This window comes from Streptomyces sp. 147326 (assembly GCF_045000215.1).
In the GTDB taxonomy this organism is placed as follows: domain Bacteria; phylum Actinomycetota; class Actinomycetes; order Streptomycetales; family Streptomycetaceae; genus Streptomyces.
In genome coordinates, this window is record NZ_CP134201.1 from 6,365,814 (window position 1) to 6,384,626 (window position 18,813).

An 18,813-nucleotide genomic window follows, 5' to 3' on the forward strand; every position below is an offset into this window, starting at 1 on the left:
GCGGCGGGGCTCGGGGGGATCGAGCCTCGCCGCGTTCTCGCGTCCGCGGGTTCAGCAGCCTCCTCTTGGGCGCCGCCCGGCTGCCCTCGAAGACCGGGGCCCCGCCCCGGACCCCGGGGCGGAGCCCCAGGAGACGGGCGCAGGCCCGGATGTCAGCCGCGGCCCCGGAGGGGGAGGCGGAGGCGGGCGGCTGTGAGGCGGCTCGAGACCGACGAGGTCAGCGCGGACCAGCGGGTCGACGCTGCCCAGGCCAGGCGGGTCGCCGAGCGGGGGAGGAGCAGGGCGCGCAGACGGGCCGGACGGCTCACCGCGGCCAGCAGGCCCGTGCGGGTCAGCAGGACGTCGTCCGCCAGCCCCGGATACGAGACCTCCGCGCCCGGCGGCGCGTACAGGGCCCGTTCCACCGCGCCCGCGACCCGGTGGACCGCTGCCGCGGCCTCCGCATCCAGGCGGCCCAGGTCCACGACCCGGCCCGCCGCCCGGCGCGGGGACAGCGCCTCGTCGGGCACCACGCCCACGTCCCAGGCGGCATCGCCCAGTTCCCGCCACGCCGTCAGGACCTCCCCGGTCCCCAGGCGGCGGGCCCGCAGCCGGTTCCGCCACAGCAGCGGCAGCAGCGGCACGGCCAGTACCGCCAGCACGGCCGCCACCCAGCCGAGGACCGTCGTCGCCGACGGCCCGTCGCCGCGGGTCGGGCCCTGCGCGGCCGCGGGCGCCGCGCACTCGCCGAGCTTCTTCAGCTCGGGCGGGCACTCGGCGGACGCCGACGGCGCCGCCGACGGCTGCACGGCGCTCTGCGAGGGCAGCGGCGCCGGCGCGGACGGCTGCTGGGCCGCCGGCGCCTGCGGCCGTGAGTAGTCCGGCACGTTGATCCCGGACCGCGGCGTCGGCTCGAACCGGGTCCAGCCCACGCCCTCGAAGTACAGCTCGGGCCAGGCGTGCGCGTCCCGCATCGACACGTTCACGCTGCCGTCCGACTGCTTCTCACCGGGCGTGAAGCCCACCGCCACCCGGGCCGGGATGCCCAGCGTGCGGGACATCGCCGCCATCGAGAAGGCGAAGTGGATGCAGAAGCCTTCCTTGTCCTCGAGGAACCGGGCGACCGCCTGCGGGCCCGTGCCCGAGGCCGTCCTCGTGTTGTAGCGGAAGCCACCGTTCACGGCGAAGTAGTCCTGCAGCTTCACCGCCCGCGAATAGTCGTCCTTCGTCCCCTGCGTCACCTGGCGGGCCCTGTCGGCGACCACCGGAGGCAGGCTGTCCGGCACCTTCGTGTACTCGGCGCGGATCTCCGGATCCGGCTCCGGGGCCTTCTGCAGCTGCTGCGCCGTCGGCTTCAGCAGCAGACTGCGCACCAGATACTGGGCGCCCTGGACGTTCTGGAACTTGTCCCGGCCCAGCTGGTCCCCGACCAGGGTCCGGCCGACCGGCTCGAAGCGCCACTTCCCCTCGATGTCCACCGACGTCGCCGGATACGGCATGGGGAGGTAGCGCTGGACGTAGCTGTCCGCCGCGGAAATGGTGGTCGCCACCTCCGTCGCGCTCGCGCGGACCTGGTCGCCGAGGCCCGGCGGGGGCGGCAGCTGCTTCGGCACGTCGCTCAGGGCCCGCCCGGAGGCCTCCCACTTCACGCCGTTGAACTCGTCCAGCGCGACGATCCGCAGGTACTGCTCGCTCTGCTGCGGGTTCTCCGTCCGGTACTTGAGGATCACGCGGTTGTCCTGCGTGTTCAGGTTGCTCTGCAGGGAGACCAGCGGGTTGACCGCCGAGATCGTCCCGCCCGCACCGCTGCCGCTGTCGCCGCCGTCCTGACCGCCGCCCAGCAGTCCGCCGCCGAGCGCGGGCAGCGCCGCCGGCACCGCCAGGGCCACGCCCAGGGCCATCGCGCCGATCCGCCGTCCGAACCGCGCCGGGGCCGTCGCCTGGCCGCCCGCGCCGCTGCTGAGACCGGAGTCGGCGGCGCCCCGTCCGCGCGGGGCCGCGCCGAAGACCCGGCCCCACTGGGCGAGCCGGTCGCGGCCTTCCGCCAGCAGCATCAGCAGGTACCCGCAGCCCGCCAGCAGGAAGGAGAACCAGGAGGCCTCCCCGCCGCCCGACAGGCCCGCGGCCACCGAGTACAGCGCGAGCAGCGGCAGTCCGGCCGCGGCGGCCGTCCGCATGGCCACCGCCAGCGTGTCCACGAGCAGCCCGATCAGCAGCATCCCGGACACCAGCAGCAGCCGGATGCCGTCCGTCAGCGGGGCCGGGATCGCGTACTCGCCCACGTCCCGGACGCCCTGCCCGAACAGCGAGCCGAAATCGTCCACCAGGTACGCCAGCGGCCCGCTCCCCTGGGACTCACCCTTGCCGGCGAAGAGGAAGACGAGCAGCAGCAGGGACACCAGCAGCTGCGCGGCCACGGTCAGCGACCGCGCCAGCGGCACCCGCCGGGCCCCGGCCCCCACCGCGCTCTGGACGGCCAGCAGCAGCGCCCCGTGCAGCAGCCACGCCTGCGACTCGACCAGCGGGGCCAGCGACCACGAGGTGAGCAGCGTCGCCAGTGCCGCGAACAGCGTCAGTTTCGCCCGCCCGCTCATGCCCGACCTCCGGAAGTCCCCGTACCGACGCGAGCGGTGCCGGCCTGTCGCCACAGCTCGCCGAAGGCCACCCCGGGCGGGGCGGCCAGTGCCGTCCAGCCCGCGTCGCGCAGCCTGCGCAGCCGCTCCTCCAGCGGGGTCACGGCGTGCCCGGGCGCGGGCTGCCCGCCCCAGGCCGCGGAGTCCAGTACGAAGGCCACCGCACCCGAGGTGCGCTGGCGCATCTTGGCCGCCAGTTCCGTCTGTACGTCGTCCAGGTCGCCGAGGAAGGCGATGAGGAGCCCGTCCCCGCCGCCTCCGCCGAAGCTTCCCGCGCCGCCGCCGCGCACCGCGTCGTAGGCCCGTGAGAGACCGGCGCCGTCGGAGTGCCCGACCACCGCGAGGGTGTCCATCATCAGCCCGGCGGCCTCCGCGGACTCCTGGCCGCCGGAGGAGAACCCGCCCCCGCCGTCGCCGGGCACCGAGTCGCCGGTGTCCGTGAGCAGCCGCACCGAGAAGCCCTGCTCCAGCACGTGCACGAGGCTGGAGGCGGCCGCCGAGACGGCCCACTCGAAGGCGGAGTCGGGGCCCGCGCCGTCGAAGGCGAGGCGCCGGGTGTCCAGCAGGACGGTGGCCCGGCTGCGCTGTGGCTGTTCCTCGCGGCGGACCATCAGCTCGCCGTAGCGGGCCGTGGAGCGCCAGTGGACCCGGCGCAGGTCGTCGCCGCGCCGGTAGCCGCGCGGGATCACGTCGTCGTCACCGGCCAGGGCCAGCGAGCGGCGGCTGCCGTCGCCGTAGCCGTTGGACTCGCCGGTCAGCCGGACCGGCGGCAGGGGCTCGGTGCGGGGGATGACGGTGAGGGTGTCGTAGGTGCTGAAGGAGCGGGTCAGCTCGACCAGTCCGAAGGGGTCGGTCAGGCGCAGCTGGAGCGGGCCCAGCGGATAGCGGCCGCGCAGGTCGGAGCGGACCCGGTAGGACACCTCGCGGCGCCCGCCGGGCTCGACCCGGTCCAGGACGAAGCGGGGGCGCGGGCCCAGTACGTAGGGCACCCGGTCCTGGAGCATCAGCAGGCCGGTGGGCAGCCGGGAGACGTTGTCCATGCGCAGCTGCACCCGGGCCTCGGCGCCCGCGGGCACCCGTCCCGGGCTCAGCCGGCGGCTGCCGGAGACCCGGTAGCGGGTGCGGTGCAGGGCGTAGACGCAGATCAGCGGCAGGGCGGCGAGCAGCAGGCCGACCCGGAGCAGTTCGCCCTGGCCCAGGACGTACGCGCAGGCGGCGGCGGCTATCCCGGCGGCCACGAACGAGCGGCCGCGGGTGGTCAGCCCGGACAGCGAGGCGCGGAACCCGCCGCCCTCCCCCGGGCCGCCCGGGCCGCCGGCGCCGCGCGGGGCACCGGCGCTCATCAGAAGCCCCGGATGCCCGCGCCGGGCGGCATCTCGCCGCGGGCGTGCGCGGCCGGGACGGGGGTGCGCTGCAGGATGTCGTGGACGACCTGCTCGGCGGTGCGCCGGTTCAGCTGGGCCTGCGCGGTGGGCAGCAGCCGGTGCGCGAGGACCGGGGCGGCCAGGGCCTGGACGTCGTCGGGCAGGACGTAGTCCCGGCCGGCGAGCGCCGCGGAGGCCTTCACGGCGCGCAGCAGGTGCAGGGTGGCGCGGGGCGAGGCGCCGAGCCGCAGGTCCGGGTGGCTGCGGGTGGCGGCGACCAGGTCGACGACGTAGCGCCGGACGGGCTCGGCCACGTACACCTCGCGGACGGCCTCGATGAGCTTGATGATCTCGTGGGCGTGCGCGACGGCCGTCAGGTCGTCGAGCGGGGAGACCCCGCCGTGCACGTCGAGCATCTGGAGCTCGGCCTCGGGGCTGGGGTAGCCGACGGAGACGCGGGCCATGAAGCGGTCGCGCTGGGCCTCGGGCAGCGGGTACGTGCCCTCCATCTCCACCGGGTTCTGGGTGGCCACGACCATGAAGGGGCTCGGCAGCGTGTAGGTCGTGCCGTCGATGGTGACCTGGCGCTCCTCCATCGACTCCAGCAGCGCGGACTGGGTCTTCGGCGAGGCGCGGTTGATCTCGTCGCCGATGACGATCTGCGCGAAGATCGCGCCCGGCTTGAACTCGAACTCGCGGCGCTGCTGGTCGTAGATGCTGACACCGGTGATGTCGGAGGGCAGCAGGTCCGGCGTGAACTGGATGCGCTGTACCGAGCAGTCGATGGACTTCGCGAGCGTCTTGGCCAGCATCGTCTTGCCGACGCCCGGGACGTCCTCGATCAGCAGGTGCCCCTCGGCGAGCAGCACGGTCAGCGCGAGGCGTACGACCTCGGGCTTGCCCTCGATCACGCTCTCGACCGACTGGCGCACCCGCTCCGCCGTGCTGGTCAGATCCGCGAGGCTCGCTCGGTCGTCATACGTCGTCACCTTGGTTCTCCTCGGCCCATTCCCAGGGCCGACGCCCTTGGCGCATGACCGGCCCACCCCGAAACACGGACACCGGCCCGGGGGATCCCGGGTGGTGCCACCCCGCATTCTTGACGGCGTTACGGCCTTGTGTCACTCAAGAGCTGGGATCGATCTCCCGCAGGAGCCCGGTGTGCACATCGAAGACGAAGCCTCGCACATCGTCCTTGTGGGGCAGGAACGGGTTGGTGCGAACCCGCTGCATGGACTGGCGGACGTCCTGGTCCACGTCCCGGAAGGCCTCGACGGCCCAGGCCGGACGCTGGCCGACCTCGTCCTCCAGCTCGTGCCGGAAGTCCTCGGTCAGACTTTCGAGACCACAGCCGGTGTGGTGGATGAGTATCACCGTGCGGGTGCCGAGGGCCCGCTGGCTGATGGTGAGGGAACGGATGGTGTCGTCCGTGACCACGCCGCCCGCGTTGCGGATCGTGTGACAGTCGCCGAGCTCCAGGCCGAGCGCCTTGTGCAGGTCGAGGCGGGCGTCCATGCAGGCCACGACGGCCACGTGGAGCACGGGGCGGGCGTCCATCCCGGGGTCGGTGAACTCCGAGGCGTAACGCTGATTCGCCTCGACCAGCCGGTCGGTGACGGATCCGCGCACGGGCGCCTCGGACGCGGACTCTGCAGGCAGGGATGCGGAAGTCGTCATGGCTACGACGTTAAGGGTCACGGCCGGCAAAGGCCTCGCGTGAGGGCGGACAAAGAACGCCAACGAGCCTTGTTGTGAGCTAACCCACAGGGGTGGGTATGAGGCGGCCGTTCGGGTGATTCGCGGCTTTTGTCGGTTCGGTCCGAGAGCCGTGCACGGCGCGCGGGGCGGTTCGTTGACCGCGGCGACCGTTGCACTAAAGTGACGCGAACCGGCCGGAGCCCGGCCCTGACCGGCCGCCCGGCCCCCTGGTAACACTCCGCGTGCGCGGCGCGGCGTATGCCTGCCGCGCCGTTATCTGAGAGGGCGCTTTGACTAGCGAGTCCCGACATGTCCCGGTGATGCTCCAGCGGTGCCTGGACCTGTTGGCCCCGGCGCTGGAGAGGCCCGGGGCCGTCGTCGTCGACTGCACCCTCGGCCTCGGCGGCCACAGCGAGGCCCTGCTGACCCGGTTCCCCGAGGCCCGTCTGATCGGCCTCGACCGCGACAAGGAGGCCCTGCGGCTCTCCGGCGAACGCCTCGCACCCTTCGGCGACCGGGCCACCCTCGTCCACGCGATCTACGCCGACCTCGCCGAGGTCCTCGACGGGCTCGGCATCCCGGCCGTCCAGGGCATCCTCTTCGACCTCGGCGTCTCCTCCATGCAGCTGGACGAGGCCGACCGCGGGTTCGCGTACGCGCAGGACGCGCCGCTGGACATGCGCATGGACCAGACGACCGGCATCAGCGCCGCCGAGGTGCTGAACACCTACGCGCCGGGCGAGCTCGTCCGGATCCTGCGCCAGTACGGCGAGGAGAAGCAGGCCAAGCGCATCGTGTCCGCGGTCGTCCGGGAGCGGGACAAGGAACCCTTCACCAACAGCGCCCGGCTCGTGGAACTGATCCGCGACTCCCTGCCGCAGGCGGCCAAGCGAACCGGCGGCAACCCGGCGAAGCGGACCTTCCAGGCCCTGCGGATCGAGGTCAACGGCGAGCTCTCCGGCCTGGAGAAGGCCATCCCGGCGGCGGTGGACCGGATCGCGGTCGGCGGCCGGATCGCGGTGCTCTCGTACCACTCGCTGGAGGACCGCCTGGTCAAACAGGTCTTCGCGGCCGGCGCGGCGTCCACGGCCCCGCCCGGGCTGCCGGTCGTACCGGAGAAGTACCAGCCGAAGCTGAAGCTGCTGACGCGCGGAGCGGAACTGCCCACCGAGGAGGAGATCGCCGAGAACCGGCGGGCCGCCCCGGCGAGGTTCCGCGGGGTCGAACGCATCCGGGAGGCGCGACTGTGACCAAGGCCGGGAAGGTCGCCACGCTGACCCGCGGGCAGGCGGCCCGGCTCGGCCGGGCGCTCGGCGGCCGCCCGGCCCGCCCCCGCCCCGGCGGGCAGGCCGCGCGGATGCCGTTCGTCCTGCTGGTCGTGGCGCTGCTCGGCGGCGGCCTGATCAGCCTGCTGCTGCTGAACTCGGCGCTGAACGAGGGCTCCTTCCAGCTGAGCAAGCTGAAGAAGGAGACCACCGCGCTCACCGACGAGGAGCAGGCGCTGCAGCGGGACGTGGACGCCCACTCGGCGCCCGACGCGCTGCAGCGCCGGGCGCAGGAGCTCGGACTGGTCCCGGGCGGCAGCCCCGTCTTCATCGGCCCGGACGGCAAGGTCGCCGGCACCGCCGTCCCGGCCGAGGCCTCCCCGTCCCCGACGCCGCCGGCGGCTCCGCCCGCCTCCCAGGCCCCGGCGGGCCCGCCCCCGGCCCAGCCCTCGCAGCAGCCCAGCCAGACCCCTGGAAGGTGACGTCGTGACCCCGATGGCAGGCGGTATCGCGGTGGCGGGGCCCAGCCCCGCGGGGCCTTTCCCGGGCCCAGCCCCGGGTCTTTCAGCCCCGCCGGCGTTTGAGGCGCGGGGTCTGGGGCGGAGCCCCAGGAGGCCCGGGCGGAGCCCCGGGGCGCTCGCGCAGCGGCGCGGCGGCGGCACCGGCACGCCGCGGGCGGTGGCCGCGTGAGCCCGCAGGAGCCGCCTCGGCGGCGGGTGCCGGGGCCGGCCAGGCCGCCCCGCCCGGGCGACCGGGCGCGGGCAACGGCCCGCCCGGCCTCGCGCCCGGCGACCCGCCGCCCCGCGGCGGCCACACGGCCCCACATCATCCGGCTCGGCAGCCCCCGCCCCCGGCTCCGCCTCGTCAGCGTCGGCCTGACCCTCGTCATGCTCGCCTTCGTCGTCCGCCTGCTCCAGGTGCAGGCCGTCGACGCCTCGACCTTCTCCGCCGAGGCCTCCAAGAACCGCTACACCAGCGTCAAGCTGGCCGCCGAGCGCGGCGAGATCACCGACCGCCGCGGCGTGGCCCTCGCCACCAGCGTCGACGCGTACGACATCACCGCCGACCCGAAGATGTTCACCCCGCAGGAGAGCAAGGCCCCGGACGCGCCCGCGCAGGCCGCCGCCCTCCTCGCGCCCATCCTCGGCAAGGACACCAAGGAGCTCACCGCCAAGCTGAGCACCAAGAACTCCCGGTACGTGATCCTGGCCCAGCGCCAGACCCCCCAGGTCTGGAACCAGATCAAGGACCTCCAGCGGGTCTTCCGGGACAAGGCGGCGGCCGACAAGAAGAACAACGGCCCCGGCGCCAACGTCCTCGCCGGCGTGTTCAAGGAGGACAGCAGCAAGCGCGTGTACCCGAACGGCGACCTCGCCGCCGGGATACTGGGTTACGTCAACGCCGACGGCAAGGGCGGCGGCGGCCTGGAGTCCTCCCTCGACAAGAAGCTGTCCGGCAAGGACGGCGAGATCACCTACGCCCAGTCCGGCGGCCGCAAGGTCCCGACGGCCGGCTCCAGCGAGAAGCCCGCCGTCCCCGGCGAGGACATCGCGCTGACCATCGACCGGGACATCCAGTGGGCGGCCCAGAGCGCCATCGCCGAGCAGGTCCAGAAGTCCGAGGCCGACCGCGGCTACGTCATCGTCCAGGACACCCGCACCGGCGAGGTGCTGGCCATGGCCAACGCCCCCGGCTTCGACCCCAACGACCTGAGCAGGGCCAGCTCCGCCGCCATGGGCAACGCCGCGCTCCAGGACGTGTACGAGCCCGGCTCCACCGCCAAGGTGATGTCGATGGCCGCCGTGCTGGAGGAGAAGAAGGCCACCCCGGAGACCCGCGTCGAGGTCCCCAACCGGCTGCACCGCGGCGACCGGCTGTTCAAGGACGACATCGACCACCCGACCTGGTACCTGACCCTCAACGGGGTCCTCGCCAAGTCCTCCAACATCGGCACGATCCTGGCCACCGGCCAGCTCGGCCCCACCCAGCCCGAGTCCAACAAGGTCCTGCACTCCTACCTGACCAAGTTCGGCATCGGCCGGCCCACCGGGCTGGGCTACCCCGGCGAGTCCCGCGGCATCCTGGCCGAGCCCAAGGACTGGTCCACCTCCCAGCAGTACACGATTCCCTTCGGCCAGGGCCTGTCCCTCAACGCCATGCAGGCGACCTCCGTGTACTCGACCATCGCGAACGACGGCGTCCGGATCGAGCCGACCCTGGTGCGCGGCACCAAGGGCCCCGACGGCCGCTTCACCCCGGCCCCGGCCCCCGAGCAGCACCGGGTGATCAGCTCGGAGACCGCCAAGACCCTCGCCGCGATGCTCGAATCCGTCGTCGACGACCAGGAGGGCACCGGCACCAAGGCGAAGATCCCCGGCTACCGGGTCGGCGGCAAGACCGGCACCTCCAACCGGGTGGATCCGGCCACCGGCCGCTACAAGGGCTACACCGCCTCGTTCGCCGGCTTCGCACCCGCGGACAACCCGCGGATCACCGTCTACTGCGCCATCCAGAACCCCACGAAGGGCAGCTACTTCGGCGGTCAGATCTGCGGCCCCATCTACAAGAAGGTCATGGAGTTCGCCCTCAAGACCCTCCAGGTCGCCCCCACCGGAACCGCCCCCGCCGGGCTGCCGGTCACCTACGAACCCGGCCCGCAGCCCGCCCCGCAGCCCAGTCCGCAGCCCGGTCCGTGACCCACAGCCCGGTCGGCCCGCCAGAAAAGCGTGAGGCACCATCAGTGACAACGATCACCCCGAAACCCGGGAACCAGCCGGTTGCCGACGCCGAGGCCGGGCCCTCACTTCGCGACCGGCCCGCCGCGCCCGGTACGCTCACCGCCGTGCCCCACGCTGATCAGCCCAGAACCACCCAGAAAGACGCCCCGGCAACGCCGCCGGGAGCGCCCAGGCCCCTGTCCGCCCGCCCGACCCCTCTGGGCGAGCTGGCCACCCTGCTGGGCATCCCGGCGCCCGCCGCGGCGCAGATCACCGGGATCACGCACGACTCCCGTGCGGTCCGTCCCGGAGATCTGTACGCGGCCCTGCCGGGAGCCAGGACGCACGGCGCCGACTTCGCCGCCCAGGCCGCCGGCCTCGGTGCCGCCGCCGTGCTGACCGACCCCGCGGGGTCGGAGCGCGCCGCGGCGACCGGCCTGCCGGTCCTCGCGGTCGACGACCCGCGCGGCCGGATGGGCGAGCTCGCCGCCGCGATCTACGGCCGCCCCGGCGACGACCTGCTCCAGATCGGCATCACCGGGACCTCCGGCAAGACCACCACGGCGTACCTCGTCGAAGGCGGTCTGCGCGCGGCGGGCCGCAGCACCGGACTGGTCGGCACCGTCGAGATGCGCATCGGCGACGAGCGCATCAAGTCCGAGCGGACCACCCCCGAGGCCACCGACCTCCAGGCCCTCTTCGCGGTCATGCGCGAACGCGGGGTCGAGGCCGTGGCCATGGAGGTCTCCAGCCACGCCCTGGTGCTCGGCCGGGTCGACGGCTGCGTCTTCGACGTCGCCGTCTTCAACAACCTGAGCCCGGAGCACATGGAGTTCCACTCCGGCATGGAGGACTACTTCCAGGCCAAGGCCGGGCTCTTCACCGCCCGCCGGGCCCGCCTGGGCGTGGTCAACTTCGACGACGAGTACGGCCGCCGCCTGGCCAAGGAGGCGACGATCCCGGTCGTCACCTTCTCCGCCGCCGGCGACCCGGCCGCCGACTGGCGCGCCGAGGACGTGGTGTTCGGCCCGGCGAGCTCCACCCTGACCCTGCTGGGCCCCGAAGGACAGCGCGTACGGGCCGCCGCGCCGCTGCCCGGCCCGTTCAACGTCGCCAACACCGTCGCCGCGATCGTCACGCTCGCCGCCGCCGGACTCGACCCGCAGACCGCCGCCGACGGCGTCGCCGCGGTCCCCGGGGTCCCCGGCCGGCTGGAGCGCGTGGACGCCGGACAGCCGTACCTCGCCGTCGTCGACTACGCGCACAAGACGGACGCCGTGGAATCGGTTCTGCGCGCGCTGCGCGAGGTCACCGAGGGCAAGCTGCACATCGTCCTCGGCTGCGGCGGCGACCGCGACACCACCAAGCGCGCCCCGATGGGCGCCGCGGCCGCCCGGTACGCCGACGTGGCCGTCCTGACCTCCGACAACCCGCGCTCCGAGGACCCGCTCGCGATCCTCGCCGCGATGTTCGAAGGCGCCGTGTCCGTACCGCCCGCCGAGCGGGGCACCGTCCTGGTCGACGCCGACCGGGCCGCGGCCATCGCCGCCGCCGTCGCGCGCGCCCGGCCCGGCGACACCGTGCTGGTGGCGGGCAAGGGCCACGAGCAGGGCCAGGACACCGCCGGTGTCGTACGGCCCTTCGACGACCGCACCGTGCTCCGCGCCGCGATCGAGCACCAGGCCGTGCTCGATCAGGCGGCCGTGGCCGATCAAACGATTAAGGTCCGACAGGCCGAGGTGAACCAGTGATCGCCCTTTCCCTCGCCGAGATCGCCGACATCACCGGCGGGCGGCCCCACGACATACCGGATCCGTCCGTACAGGTCACCGGTCCCGTGGTCTACGACTCCCGCGAGGTCCGGCCGGGCAGCCTGTTCGCCGCCTTCGTCGGCGAGCGGGTCGACGGCCACGACTACGCCGAACGCGCGCTGGAAGACGGCGCCGTGGGCGTCCTCGCGACCCGGCCCGTGGGCGTACCGGCGATCGTCGTCCCCGACGTGGTGGCCGCCCTCGGGGCGCTCGCCCGGGCCGTCGTCGCCCGCCTGGGCACCGACGTCGTCGCCCTCACCGGCTCCGCCGGCAAGACCTCCACCAAGGACCTCATCGCGCAGGTGCTGCAGCACCACGCGCCGACCGTGTGGACCCCCGGGAACCTCAACAACGAGATCGGCCTGCCGATCACGACGCTGCGCGTCACCGAGGAGACGCAGCACCTGGTCCTGGAGATGGGCGCCCGCGGCATCGGCCACATCCGCTACCTCACCGGGCTGACCCCGCCGCGGATCGGCCTGGTCCTCAACGTCGGCACCGCGCACATCGGCGAGTTCGGCGGCCGCGAGCAGATCGCACAGGCCAAGGGGGAGCTGGTCGAGGCGCTGCCCGCCGAGGCGGAGGGCGGTGTCGCCGTCCTCAACGCCGACGACCTGCTGGTTCGTGCCATGGCCGGGCGCACGAAGGCCCGTACGGTGCTGTTCGGCGAGGCCGAGGACGCCGAAATCCGGGCCACCGGAGTCCGCATGACGGACAGGGGACAGGCTTCCTTCACATTGCGAACACCGACCGGGTGCAGCGACGTGACCTTGCGGCTGTACGGTGAGCACCACGTGTCGAACGCGCTCGCCGCGGCCGCCGTTGCCCATGTACTGGGCATGTCCGCCCCGGAGATCGCCACGGCGCTCTCCGGGGCGGGCACGCTGTCCCGGTGGCGGATGGAGGTCACCGAGCGCGCGGACGGTGTGACGATCGTCAACGACGCCTACAACGCGAATCCCGAGTCCATGCGGGCCGCACTGCGCGCGCTCGCCGCGATGGGCGGTGCCGGCAGGGCGAACGGGGGACGCACGTGGGCGGTGCTCGGCCCGATGGCCGAGCTCGGGGACGACGCGCTCGCCGAGCACGACGCGGTCGGGCGACTTGTCGTCCGGCTCAACGTGAGCAAGCTCGTCGCAGTCGGGGGCAGGGAAGCCTCCTGGCTGCAACTGGGCGCATATAACGAGGGTTCGTGGGGTGAGGAGTCGGTGCTCGTGTCCGACGCGCAGGCGGCGGTCGACCTGTTGCGCAGTGAACTGCGCCCGGGTGACGTCGTGCTGGTGAAGGCTTCCAGGTCGGCCGGTCTGGAGCGGGTGGCCCAGGCCCTGCTCGAGGGCACTGTCGAGGGCGAGGTCCCCGGCCGATGAGGCAGATCCTGTTCGCCGGTGTCATCGGCATGTTCCTCACCGTTGTCGGGACCCCGCTGCTGATCAAGCTGCTGGCCCGGAAGGGCTACGGCCAGTTCATCCGCGACGACGGCCCGCGCGGCCACGCCGGGAAGAAGGGCACGCCCACCATGGGCGGCATCTCCTTCATCCTGGCCACGCTCGTCGCGTACGCCCTGACGAAGGTCATCACCGGTGAGGCGGTGAGCTTCTCGGGCCTGCTCGTGCTCTTCCTGATGGCGGGCATGGGCGTGGTCGGCTACCTGGACGACTACATCAAGATCGTCAAGCGGCGTTCGCTCGGTCTGCGGGCCAAGGCCAAGATGTCCGGCCAGCTGATCGTCGGCATCGCCTTCGCGGTGCTCGCACTCCAGTTCAAGGACTCGCGCGGGCTGACCCCGGCCTCCACCAAGCTGTCCTTCGTGACGGACTTCGGCTGGTCGATCGGCCCGGTGCTGTTCGTCGTCTGGGCGCTCTTCATGATCCTGGCGATGTCCAACGGCGTGAACCTGACCGACGGTCTGGACGGCCTCGCCACCGGCGCCGCCGTGATGGTCTTCGGCGCCTACACCTTCATCGGCGTCTGGCAGTTCCAGGAGTCCTGCGTGAACGCGCAGACCCTGCCCAGCCCGAACGCCTGCTTCGAGGTGCGCGACCCGCTCGACCTCGCCGTGGTCGCCTCCGCCCTGATGGGCGCCTGCTTCGGCTTCCTGTGGTGGAACACCTCGCCCGCCAAGATCTTCATGGGTGACACCGGCTCGCTGGCCCTCGGCGGCGCGCTCGCCGGTCTCGCGATCTGCTCCCGCACGGAGTTCCTGATCGCCCTGCTCGGCGGCCTCTTCGTCCTCATCACCATGTCGGTCGTCATCCAGGTCGGCTCGTTCAAGATGACCGGGAAGCGCGTCTTCCGGATGGCCCCGCTGCAGCACCACTTCGAACTCAAGGGGTGGTCCGAAGTCCTTGTGGTGGTCCGCTTCTGGATCATCCAGGGCATGTGCGTGATCGTGGGTCTCGGTCTCTTCTACGCGGGATGGGCAGCCGACAAGTGACCTCCTGGCAGGGCAAGAACATCACCGTGGCCGGTCTCGGGGTGAGCGGCATCAGTGCCGCCCGCGCCCTGGCCGGCCTCGGCGCCGTGGTGACCGTCGTCGACGGCGGTGACGGCGAGGGCCACCGTGCCCGCGCCGCCGAACTGGGCGAGCTGGGGATCTCCGTACGCCTCGCCGACGCCGAGACCCTCCCCGAGGGCACCGAGCTGGTCGTCACCTCTCCTGGCTGGAAGCCCGACAGCCCGCTGTTCGCGGCCGCGGCCGCCGCGGGTGTGGACGTGGTCGGGGACGTGGAGATCGCCTGGCAGCTGCGCGGTGAGAACGCCGCGCCCTGGCTCGCCATCACCGGTACGAACGGCAAGACCACCACCACCCAGATGCTCGCGTCGATCCTGAAGGCCGCCGGCCTGCGGACCGCCGCCGTCGGCAACATCGGCACGCCCATCATCGACGTCGTGCTCGGCGAGCAGGAGTACGACGTACTCGCCGTCGAACTCTCCAGCTACCAGCTGCACTGGGCGCCCTCGCTGCGCGTCCACTCGGGCGCCGTCCTCAACCTGGCCCCGGACCACCTCGACTGGCACGGCTCGATGGAGGCGTACGCCGCCGACAAGGGCCGGATCTACGAGGGCAACACGGTGGCCTGCGTCTACAACGTCGCCGACAAGGCCACCGAGGACCTCGTGGTCGAGGCCGACGTCGAAGAGGGCTGCCGGGCGATCGGCTTCACCCTCGGCGCCCCCGGCCCCTCCATGCTCGGCGTCGTCGACGGCATCCTCGTCGACCGCGCCTTCGTCGAGAACCGGCAGAAGAACGCCCAGGAGCTCGCCGAGGTCAAGGACGTCAATCCGCCGGCCCCGCACAACATCGCCAACGCGCTCGCCGCCGCGGCCCTGGCCCGCGCCTTCGGCGTGGAGCCGCGCGCGGTCCGCGACGGGCTGCGCAACTTCCGCCCCGACGCCCACCGGGTCGCGCACGTGGACGAGGTCGCCGGGGTCACGTACGTCGACGACTCCAAGGCCACCAACACGCACGCGGCCGAGGCCTCGCTGGCCGCCTTCGAGCCGGTCGTGTGGATCGCCGGCGGTCTCGCCAAGGGCGCGACCTTCGACGAGCTCGTGCAGAAGTCGGCCAAGCGGCTGCGCGGGGTGGTGCTGATCGGCGCCGACCGGGCGCTGATCGCCGAGGCGCTGGCGCGACACGCCCCCGAGGTCCCGGTCGTCGACCTCGACCGGACCGACACTGGGGCGATGCTCGCAGCGGTCCGGGAGGCGGCCGCGCTCGCCGAGCCCGGCGACACGGTCCTGCTGGCACCTGCCTGTGCCTCGATGGACATGTTCGCGAACTACAACAAGCGTGGGGACGCGTTCGCCGACGCAGTGCGCGAACTGGCCGCCGAGAGCGCTGCGGACACGGTCTAGGCCGGGGCTCCGGGGCAGGTTCCCTCCGGCCGGCCGCTCGCCTCGTACGAGTGGAGGGGAAGATCACAGATGCCGGCCAAGCAGATGCTGCCGGGGCGGCGGCCGTCCGCCGTGAAGGCGCAGGGCCGCAAACGGCCCCTGGTGCGTGTGAGGCGGCCCGCGGGGCGCGGGCCGCTGGCCGGGCTGCGGCGTACGCAGCGGCAGTTGCGCAGGGCCTGGGACCGCCCGCTCACCGCCTATTACCTGATTTTCGGCAGTTCGCTGCTCATCACCGTGCTCGGTCTGGTGATGGTGTACTCGGCCTCCATGATCAAGGCCCTCCAGCTCGGCCTCGGCGACGCGTACTTCTTCAAGAAGCAGTTCCTGGCGGCCCTCATCGGCACCGGACTGCTCCTGGTCGCCTCCCGGATGCCGGTCAAGCTGCACCGGGCGCTGTCCTATCCGGTGCTCGCCGGCACGCTCTTCCTCATGGTGCTGGTCCAGGTCCCCGGGATAGGGGTCTCGATCAACGGCAACCAGAATTGGATCTCCCTTGGCGGTCCGTTCATGCTGCAGCCCAGTGAGTTCGGCAAGCTGGCACTGATCCTGTGGGGCGCCGACCTGCTGGCGCGCAAGGGCGACAAGGGGCTGCTGAGCCAGTGGAAGCACCTGCTGGTGCCGCTGGTCCCGGTGGCCTTCCTGCTGCTCGGTCTGATCATGCTGGGCGGGGACATGGGCACCGCGATGATCCTCGGTGCCATCCTGTTCGGTCTCCTCTGGCTGGCGGGCGCCCCGACGCGGCTGTTCGTCGGAGTGCTGGCCTTCGCGGGTGCGATCGTCGCACTGCTGATCAAGACCAGTCCGCACCGGATGGACCGGCTGGAATGCCTCGGTGCGACAGACCCGGGCAAGAACGACCTTTGCTGGCAGGCCGTCCATGGGATCTATGCCCTCGCCTCGGGCGGATGGTTCGGTTCCGGGCTGGGTGCAAGTGTGGAAAAATGGGGGCAACTACCCGAAGCCCACACCGACTTCATCTTCGCCATCACCGGGGAGGAACTGGGTCTCGCGGGGACGCTGTCGGTGCTCGCCCTGTTCGCGGCTCTAGGCTATGCGGGTATCCGCGTGGCCGGACGCACGGAGGAATCCTTCGTACGGTTTGCCGCGGGAGGCGTGACCACCTGGATCACGGCCCAGGCCGTGATCAACATCGGTGCGGTGCTCGGCCTGCTGCCGATCGCCGGAGTCCCGCTCCCGCTGTTCTCCTACGGAGGGTCAGCCCTGCTGCCGACGATGTTCGCGGTCGGACTGCTCATCGCCTTCGCGCGTGAGGAGCCGGCGGCGCGCGCGGCCCTCGCGATGCGGCAGCCGAAGACCGGCTGGTGGCGGACCGGGGTGAGATGGAAGTCGATGAGACGGCGCGTCAAGAAGCGTCCGTCCGGAGAGCGGTGAATTTCGGTGCATGTCGTACTCGCCGGTGGGGGGACCGCCGGCCACATCGAGCCGGCGCTCGCCCTCGCGGACGCCCTGCGCAGGCAGGACCCTTCAGTGGGCATCACCGCCCTCGGCACCGAACGCGGACTGGAAACCCGCCTGGTGCCGGAGCGCGGCTACGAACTCGGGCTGATCCCCGCCGTGCCGCTGCCCCGCAAGCCGACCCCGGAACTGATCACCGTCCCCGGACGGCTGCGCGGGACCATCAAGGCCGCGGAGGAGATCCTCATCCGCACCAAGGCCGACTGCGTCGTCGGCTTCGGCGGCTACGTGGCCCTGCCCGGCTACCTCGCGGCCAAGCGGCTCGGGGTGCCGATCATCGTCCACGAGGCCAACGCCCGGCCCGGACTGGCCAATAAGATCGGCTCCCGGTACGCGCACGCCGTCGCGGTCTCCACCCCCGACAGCAAGCTGCGCGGCGCCCGCTACGTGGGCATCCCGCTGCGCCGCTCCATCTCCACCCTCGACCGGGCCGCCATGCGCCCGGAGGCGCGCGCCGCCTTCGGCCTGGACCCCAACCTGCCGACGCTGCTGGTCTCCGGCGGTTCACAGGGCGCACGCCGCCTCAACGAGGTCATCCAGCAGGTCGCTCCGACCCTGCAGCGCTCCGGCGTCCAGATCCTGCACGCGGTCGGCCCGAAGAACGAACTGCCGCGTGTCGACAACATGCCCGGGATGCCGCCGTATGTGCCGGTACCGTACGTGGACCGGATGGATCTCGCGTACGCCGCCGCCGACATGATGCTGTGCCGCGCGGGTGCGATGACCGTCGCCGAACTCTCCGCCGTCGGGCTCCCGGCCGCCTACGTCCCGCTGCCGATCGGCAACGGCGAACAGCGGCTCAACGCCCAGCCGGTGGTCAAGGCCGGCGGCGGCCTCCTCGTGGACGACGCGGAACTGACGCCCGAGTGGGTGCTCGGCCAGGTCCTCCCGGTGCTGTCCGACCCGCACCGCCTGTACGAGATGTCCCGCGCCGCCGGTGAATTCGGTCGGCGGGACGCCGACGAGCTGCTGGTCGGCATGGTGTACGAGGCGATCGCAGCCCACAGGAACCGCTGACGCGGAGCCCAGACGCAGGAGGCACAGGAGTGGCCGGAGCGACGACCGCACAGCGCGGAACCCCGGGTTCCGACGGGTCCGGCCGGCCCGCCCGCAAGGGCGCCGGCCCTCCCGAACCACCCAAGGCCCCCAAGTCCGGCAAGTCCGTGAAGAGATCCGGCCCGCAGGGCCCCGGCGCACGCCTGCGCCGGGGCCCCGTGCTGGCCTCCCTGGCCGCCGCGGTGCTCCTCGTCGCGAGCGGGACCTGGGCGCTCTACGGGTCCTCCTGGCTCCGCGTCGAGAAGGTCACGGCGGGCGGCACGGAGGTGCTCACCCCCGAGCAGGTCCTCTCGGCCGCGGCCGTGCCCGTCGGCGCGCCCCTGGTGAGCGTGGACACCGACGAGATCGAGAGCCGCGTCCGCGGTCGGCTGCCCCGCATCGATTCGGTCGATGTGGTGCGGGCCTGGCCGCACGGGATCGGGCTGAAAGTGACGGAACGCAAACCTGTCCTGCTCATCAGAAAGGGCGCCGACTTCGTCGAAGTGGACGCTTCGGGTGTGCGATTCGACACGGTTCCGAAAGCGCCCGCGGGCGTTCCGGTCCTGGAATTGAACGCCGCACGATCGCCGAGCGCCCGCCGCTTCGACGAGGAACGGCTCCTGCACGAGGCCGTTCTCGTCGCCGGCGCCCTCCCGGAACCGGTCGCCAAGGAAACCGTGCAGGTCAAGGTGGGTTCCTACGATTCGGTGGTCCTGGAGCTCACCAGGGGCCGCTCCGTGACGTGGGGGAGCGGTGAACAGAGCGAGGCGAAGGGGCGTGCGCTGACCGCTTTGCTGAAAGCCGCGCCCAAGGCCGCTCACTTCGACGTGAGCGTCCCCACCGCCCCTGCGGTGTCCGGGAGTTGACTGCCGGTCGAACAACGACACACCCTGGTTGGCCAGCGATACGGGTGATCACATAGGGTGAAAAGAAAAACGGGA

The 18,813-nt window shown here is 72.5% G+C and carries 14 protein-coding genes; 10 read left to right on the plus strand and 4 right to left on the minus strand.

Annotated features, from left to right (window positions below; all coding sequences use genetic code 11):
- Window positions 1-152: 152 nt before the first annotated feature.
- From RIU97_RS29170 to RIU97_RS29185, 4 genes are all read right to left on the minus strand, one after another.
- Window positions 153-2,573, minus strand: a complete 2,421-nt coding sequence (locus RIU97_RS29170; RefSeq protein ID WP_404960552.1) for a transglutaminaseTgpA domain-containing protein — start codon at window positions 2,571-2,573, stop codon at window positions 153-155.
- Window positions 2,570-3,955: a DUF58 domain-containing protein gene (locus tag RIU97_RS29175; RefSeq protein WP_404960553.1), complete on the minus strand. Its 1,386-nt coding sequence runs from the start codon at window positions 3,953-3,955 to the stop codon at window positions 2,570-2,572. The genes RIU97_RS29170 and RIU97_RS29175 overlap by 4 nt, the downstream gene beginning before the upstream one ends.
- Window positions 3,955-4,965, minus strand: a complete 1,011-nt coding sequence (locus tag RIU97_RS29180) for an AAA family ATPase (protein ID WP_404960554.1) — start codon at window positions 4,963-4,965, stop codon at window positions 3,955-3,957. Before RIU97_RS29180 ends, RIU97_RS29175 begins: the two co-directional genes overlap by 1 nt.
- Before the next feature lie 136 nt (window positions 4,966-5,101).
- The gene (locus RIU97_RS29185; RefSeq protein WP_404960555.1) at window positions 5,102-5,653 is read right to left on the minus strand and encodes a beta-class carbonic anhydrase; all 552 of its coding nucleotides are present in this window, start codon (window positions 5,651-5,653) and stop codon (window positions 5,102-5,104) included.
- 341 nt (window positions 5,654-5,994) lie between these two features.
- Here RIU97_RS29185 and rsmH point away from each other — a divergent pair, with 341 nt between their 5' ends.
- The 10 genes from rsmH to RIU97_RS29235 all read left to right on the plus strand — a co-directional run bounded on the left by rsmH (window position 5,995) and on the right by RIU97_RS29235 (window position 18,738).
- Window positions 5,995-6,924 carry a 16S rRNA (cytosine(1402)-N(4))-methyltransferase RsmH gene (gene rsmH, locus RIU97_RS29190; protein WP_404962980.1) on the plus strand — a complete coding sequence of 310 codons (930 nt, stop codon included), beginning with the start codon at window positions 5,995-5,997 and terminating at the stop codon, window positions 6,922-6,924.
- Window positions 6,921-7,421 (plus strand): hypothetical protein, encoded by a 501-nt coding sequence (locus RIU97_RS29195; protein WP_404960556.1) that lies wholly within the window; start codon window positions 6,921-6,923, stop codon window positions 7,419-7,421. The genes rsmH and RIU97_RS29195 overlap by 4 nt, the downstream gene beginning before the upstream one ends.
- Before the next feature lie 204 nt (window positions 7,422-7,625).
- On the plus strand, window positions 7,626-9,635 hold the full coding sequence (locus RIU97_RS29200) for a peptidoglycan D,D-transpeptidase FtsI family protein (protein ID WP_404960557.1): 2,010 nt from the start codon (window positions 7,626-7,628) through the stop codon (window positions 9,633-9,635).
- A gap of 44 nt (window positions 9,636-9,679) precedes the next feature.
- A complete protein-coding gene (locus RIU97_RS29205; protein WP_404960558.1) occupies window positions 9,680-11,407 on the plus strand; it encodes a UDP-N-acetylmuramoyl-L-alanyl-D-glutamate--2,6-diaminopimelate ligase in 1,728 nt (575 codons plus the stop codon).
- Window positions 11,404-12,834, plus strand: a complete 1,431-nt coding sequence (murF, locus tag RIU97_RS29210; protein ID WP_404960559.1) for a UDP-N-acetylmuramoyl-tripeptide--D-alanyl-D-alanine ligase — start codon at window positions 11,404-11,406, stop codon at window positions 12,832-12,834. Before RIU97_RS29205 ends, murF begins: the two co-directional genes overlap by 4 nt.
- Complete coding sequence (gene mraY / locus RIU97_RS29215) at window positions 12,831-13,901, plus strand: phospho-N-acetylmuramoyl-pentapeptide-transferase (RefSeq protein WP_327413506.1); 1,071 nt, start codon at window positions 12,831-12,833, stop codon at window positions 13,899-13,901. The genes murF and mraY overlap by 4 nt, the downstream gene beginning before the upstream one ends.
- Window positions 13,883-15,322 (plus strand): UDP-N-acetylmuramoyl-L-alanine--D-glutamate ligase, encoded by a 1,440-nt coding sequence (gene murD, locus RIU97_RS29220; protein WP_404960561.1) that lies wholly within the window; start codon window positions 13,883-13,885, stop codon window positions 15,320-15,322. Before mraY ends, murD begins: the two co-directional genes overlap by 19 nt.
- 69 nt (window positions 15,323-15,391) lie before the next feature.
- On the plus strand, window positions 15,392-16,753 hold the full coding sequence (gene ftsW, locus RIU97_RS29225) for a putative lipid II flippase FtsW (RefSeq protein ID WP_404960562.1): 1,362 nt from the start codon (window positions 15,392-15,394) through the stop codon (window positions 16,751-16,753).
- Between the two features lie 6 nt (window positions 16,754-16,759).
- The gene (gene murG, locus RIU97_RS29230; protein WP_404960564.1) at window positions 16,760-17,854 is read left to right on the plus strand and encodes an undecaprenyldiphospho-muramoylpentapeptide beta-N-acetylglucosaminyltransferase; all 1,095 of its coding nucleotides are present in this window, start codon (window positions 16,760-16,762) and stop codon (window positions 17,852-17,854) included.
- 29 nt (window positions 17,855-17,883) lie between these two features.
- Window positions 17,884-18,738 (plus strand): cell division protein FtsQ/DivIB, encoded by an 855-nt coding sequence (locus tag RIU97_RS29235; protein WP_404960565.1) that lies wholly within the window; start codon window positions 17,884-17,886, stop codon window positions 18,736-18,738.
- Window positions 18,739-18,813: the final 75 nt, after the last annotated feature.

Coding starts and splice junctions, on each gene's coding strand:
- RIU97_RS29170 (WP_404960552.1), bottom strand. CDS start 2,573: ATGAGCGGGCGGGCGAAACTGACGCTGTTCGCGGCACTGGCGACGCTG.
- RIU97_RS29175 (WP_404960553.1), bottom strand. CDS start 3,955: ATGAGCGCCGGTGCCCCGCGCGGCGCCGGCGGCCCGGGCGGCCCGGGG.
- RIU97_RS29185 (WP_404960555.1), bottom strand. CDS start 5,653: ATGACGACTTCCGCATCCCTGCCTGCAGAGTCCGCGTCCGAGGCGCCC.
- rsmH (WP_404962980.1), top strand. CDS start 5,995: ATGCTCCAGCGGTGCCTGGACCTGTTGGCCCCGGCGCTGGAGAGGCCC.
- mraY (WP_327413506.1), top strand. CDS start 12,831: ATGAGGCAGATCCTGTTCGCCGGTGTCATCGGCATGTTCCTCACCGTT.
- murD (WP_404960561.1), top strand. CDS start 13,883: ATGGGCAGCCGACAAGTGACCTCCTGGCAGGGCAAGAACATCACCGTG.
- ftsW (WP_404960562.1), top strand. CDS start 15,392: ATGCCGGCCAAGCAGATGCTGCCGGGGCGGCGGCCGTCCGCCGTGAAG.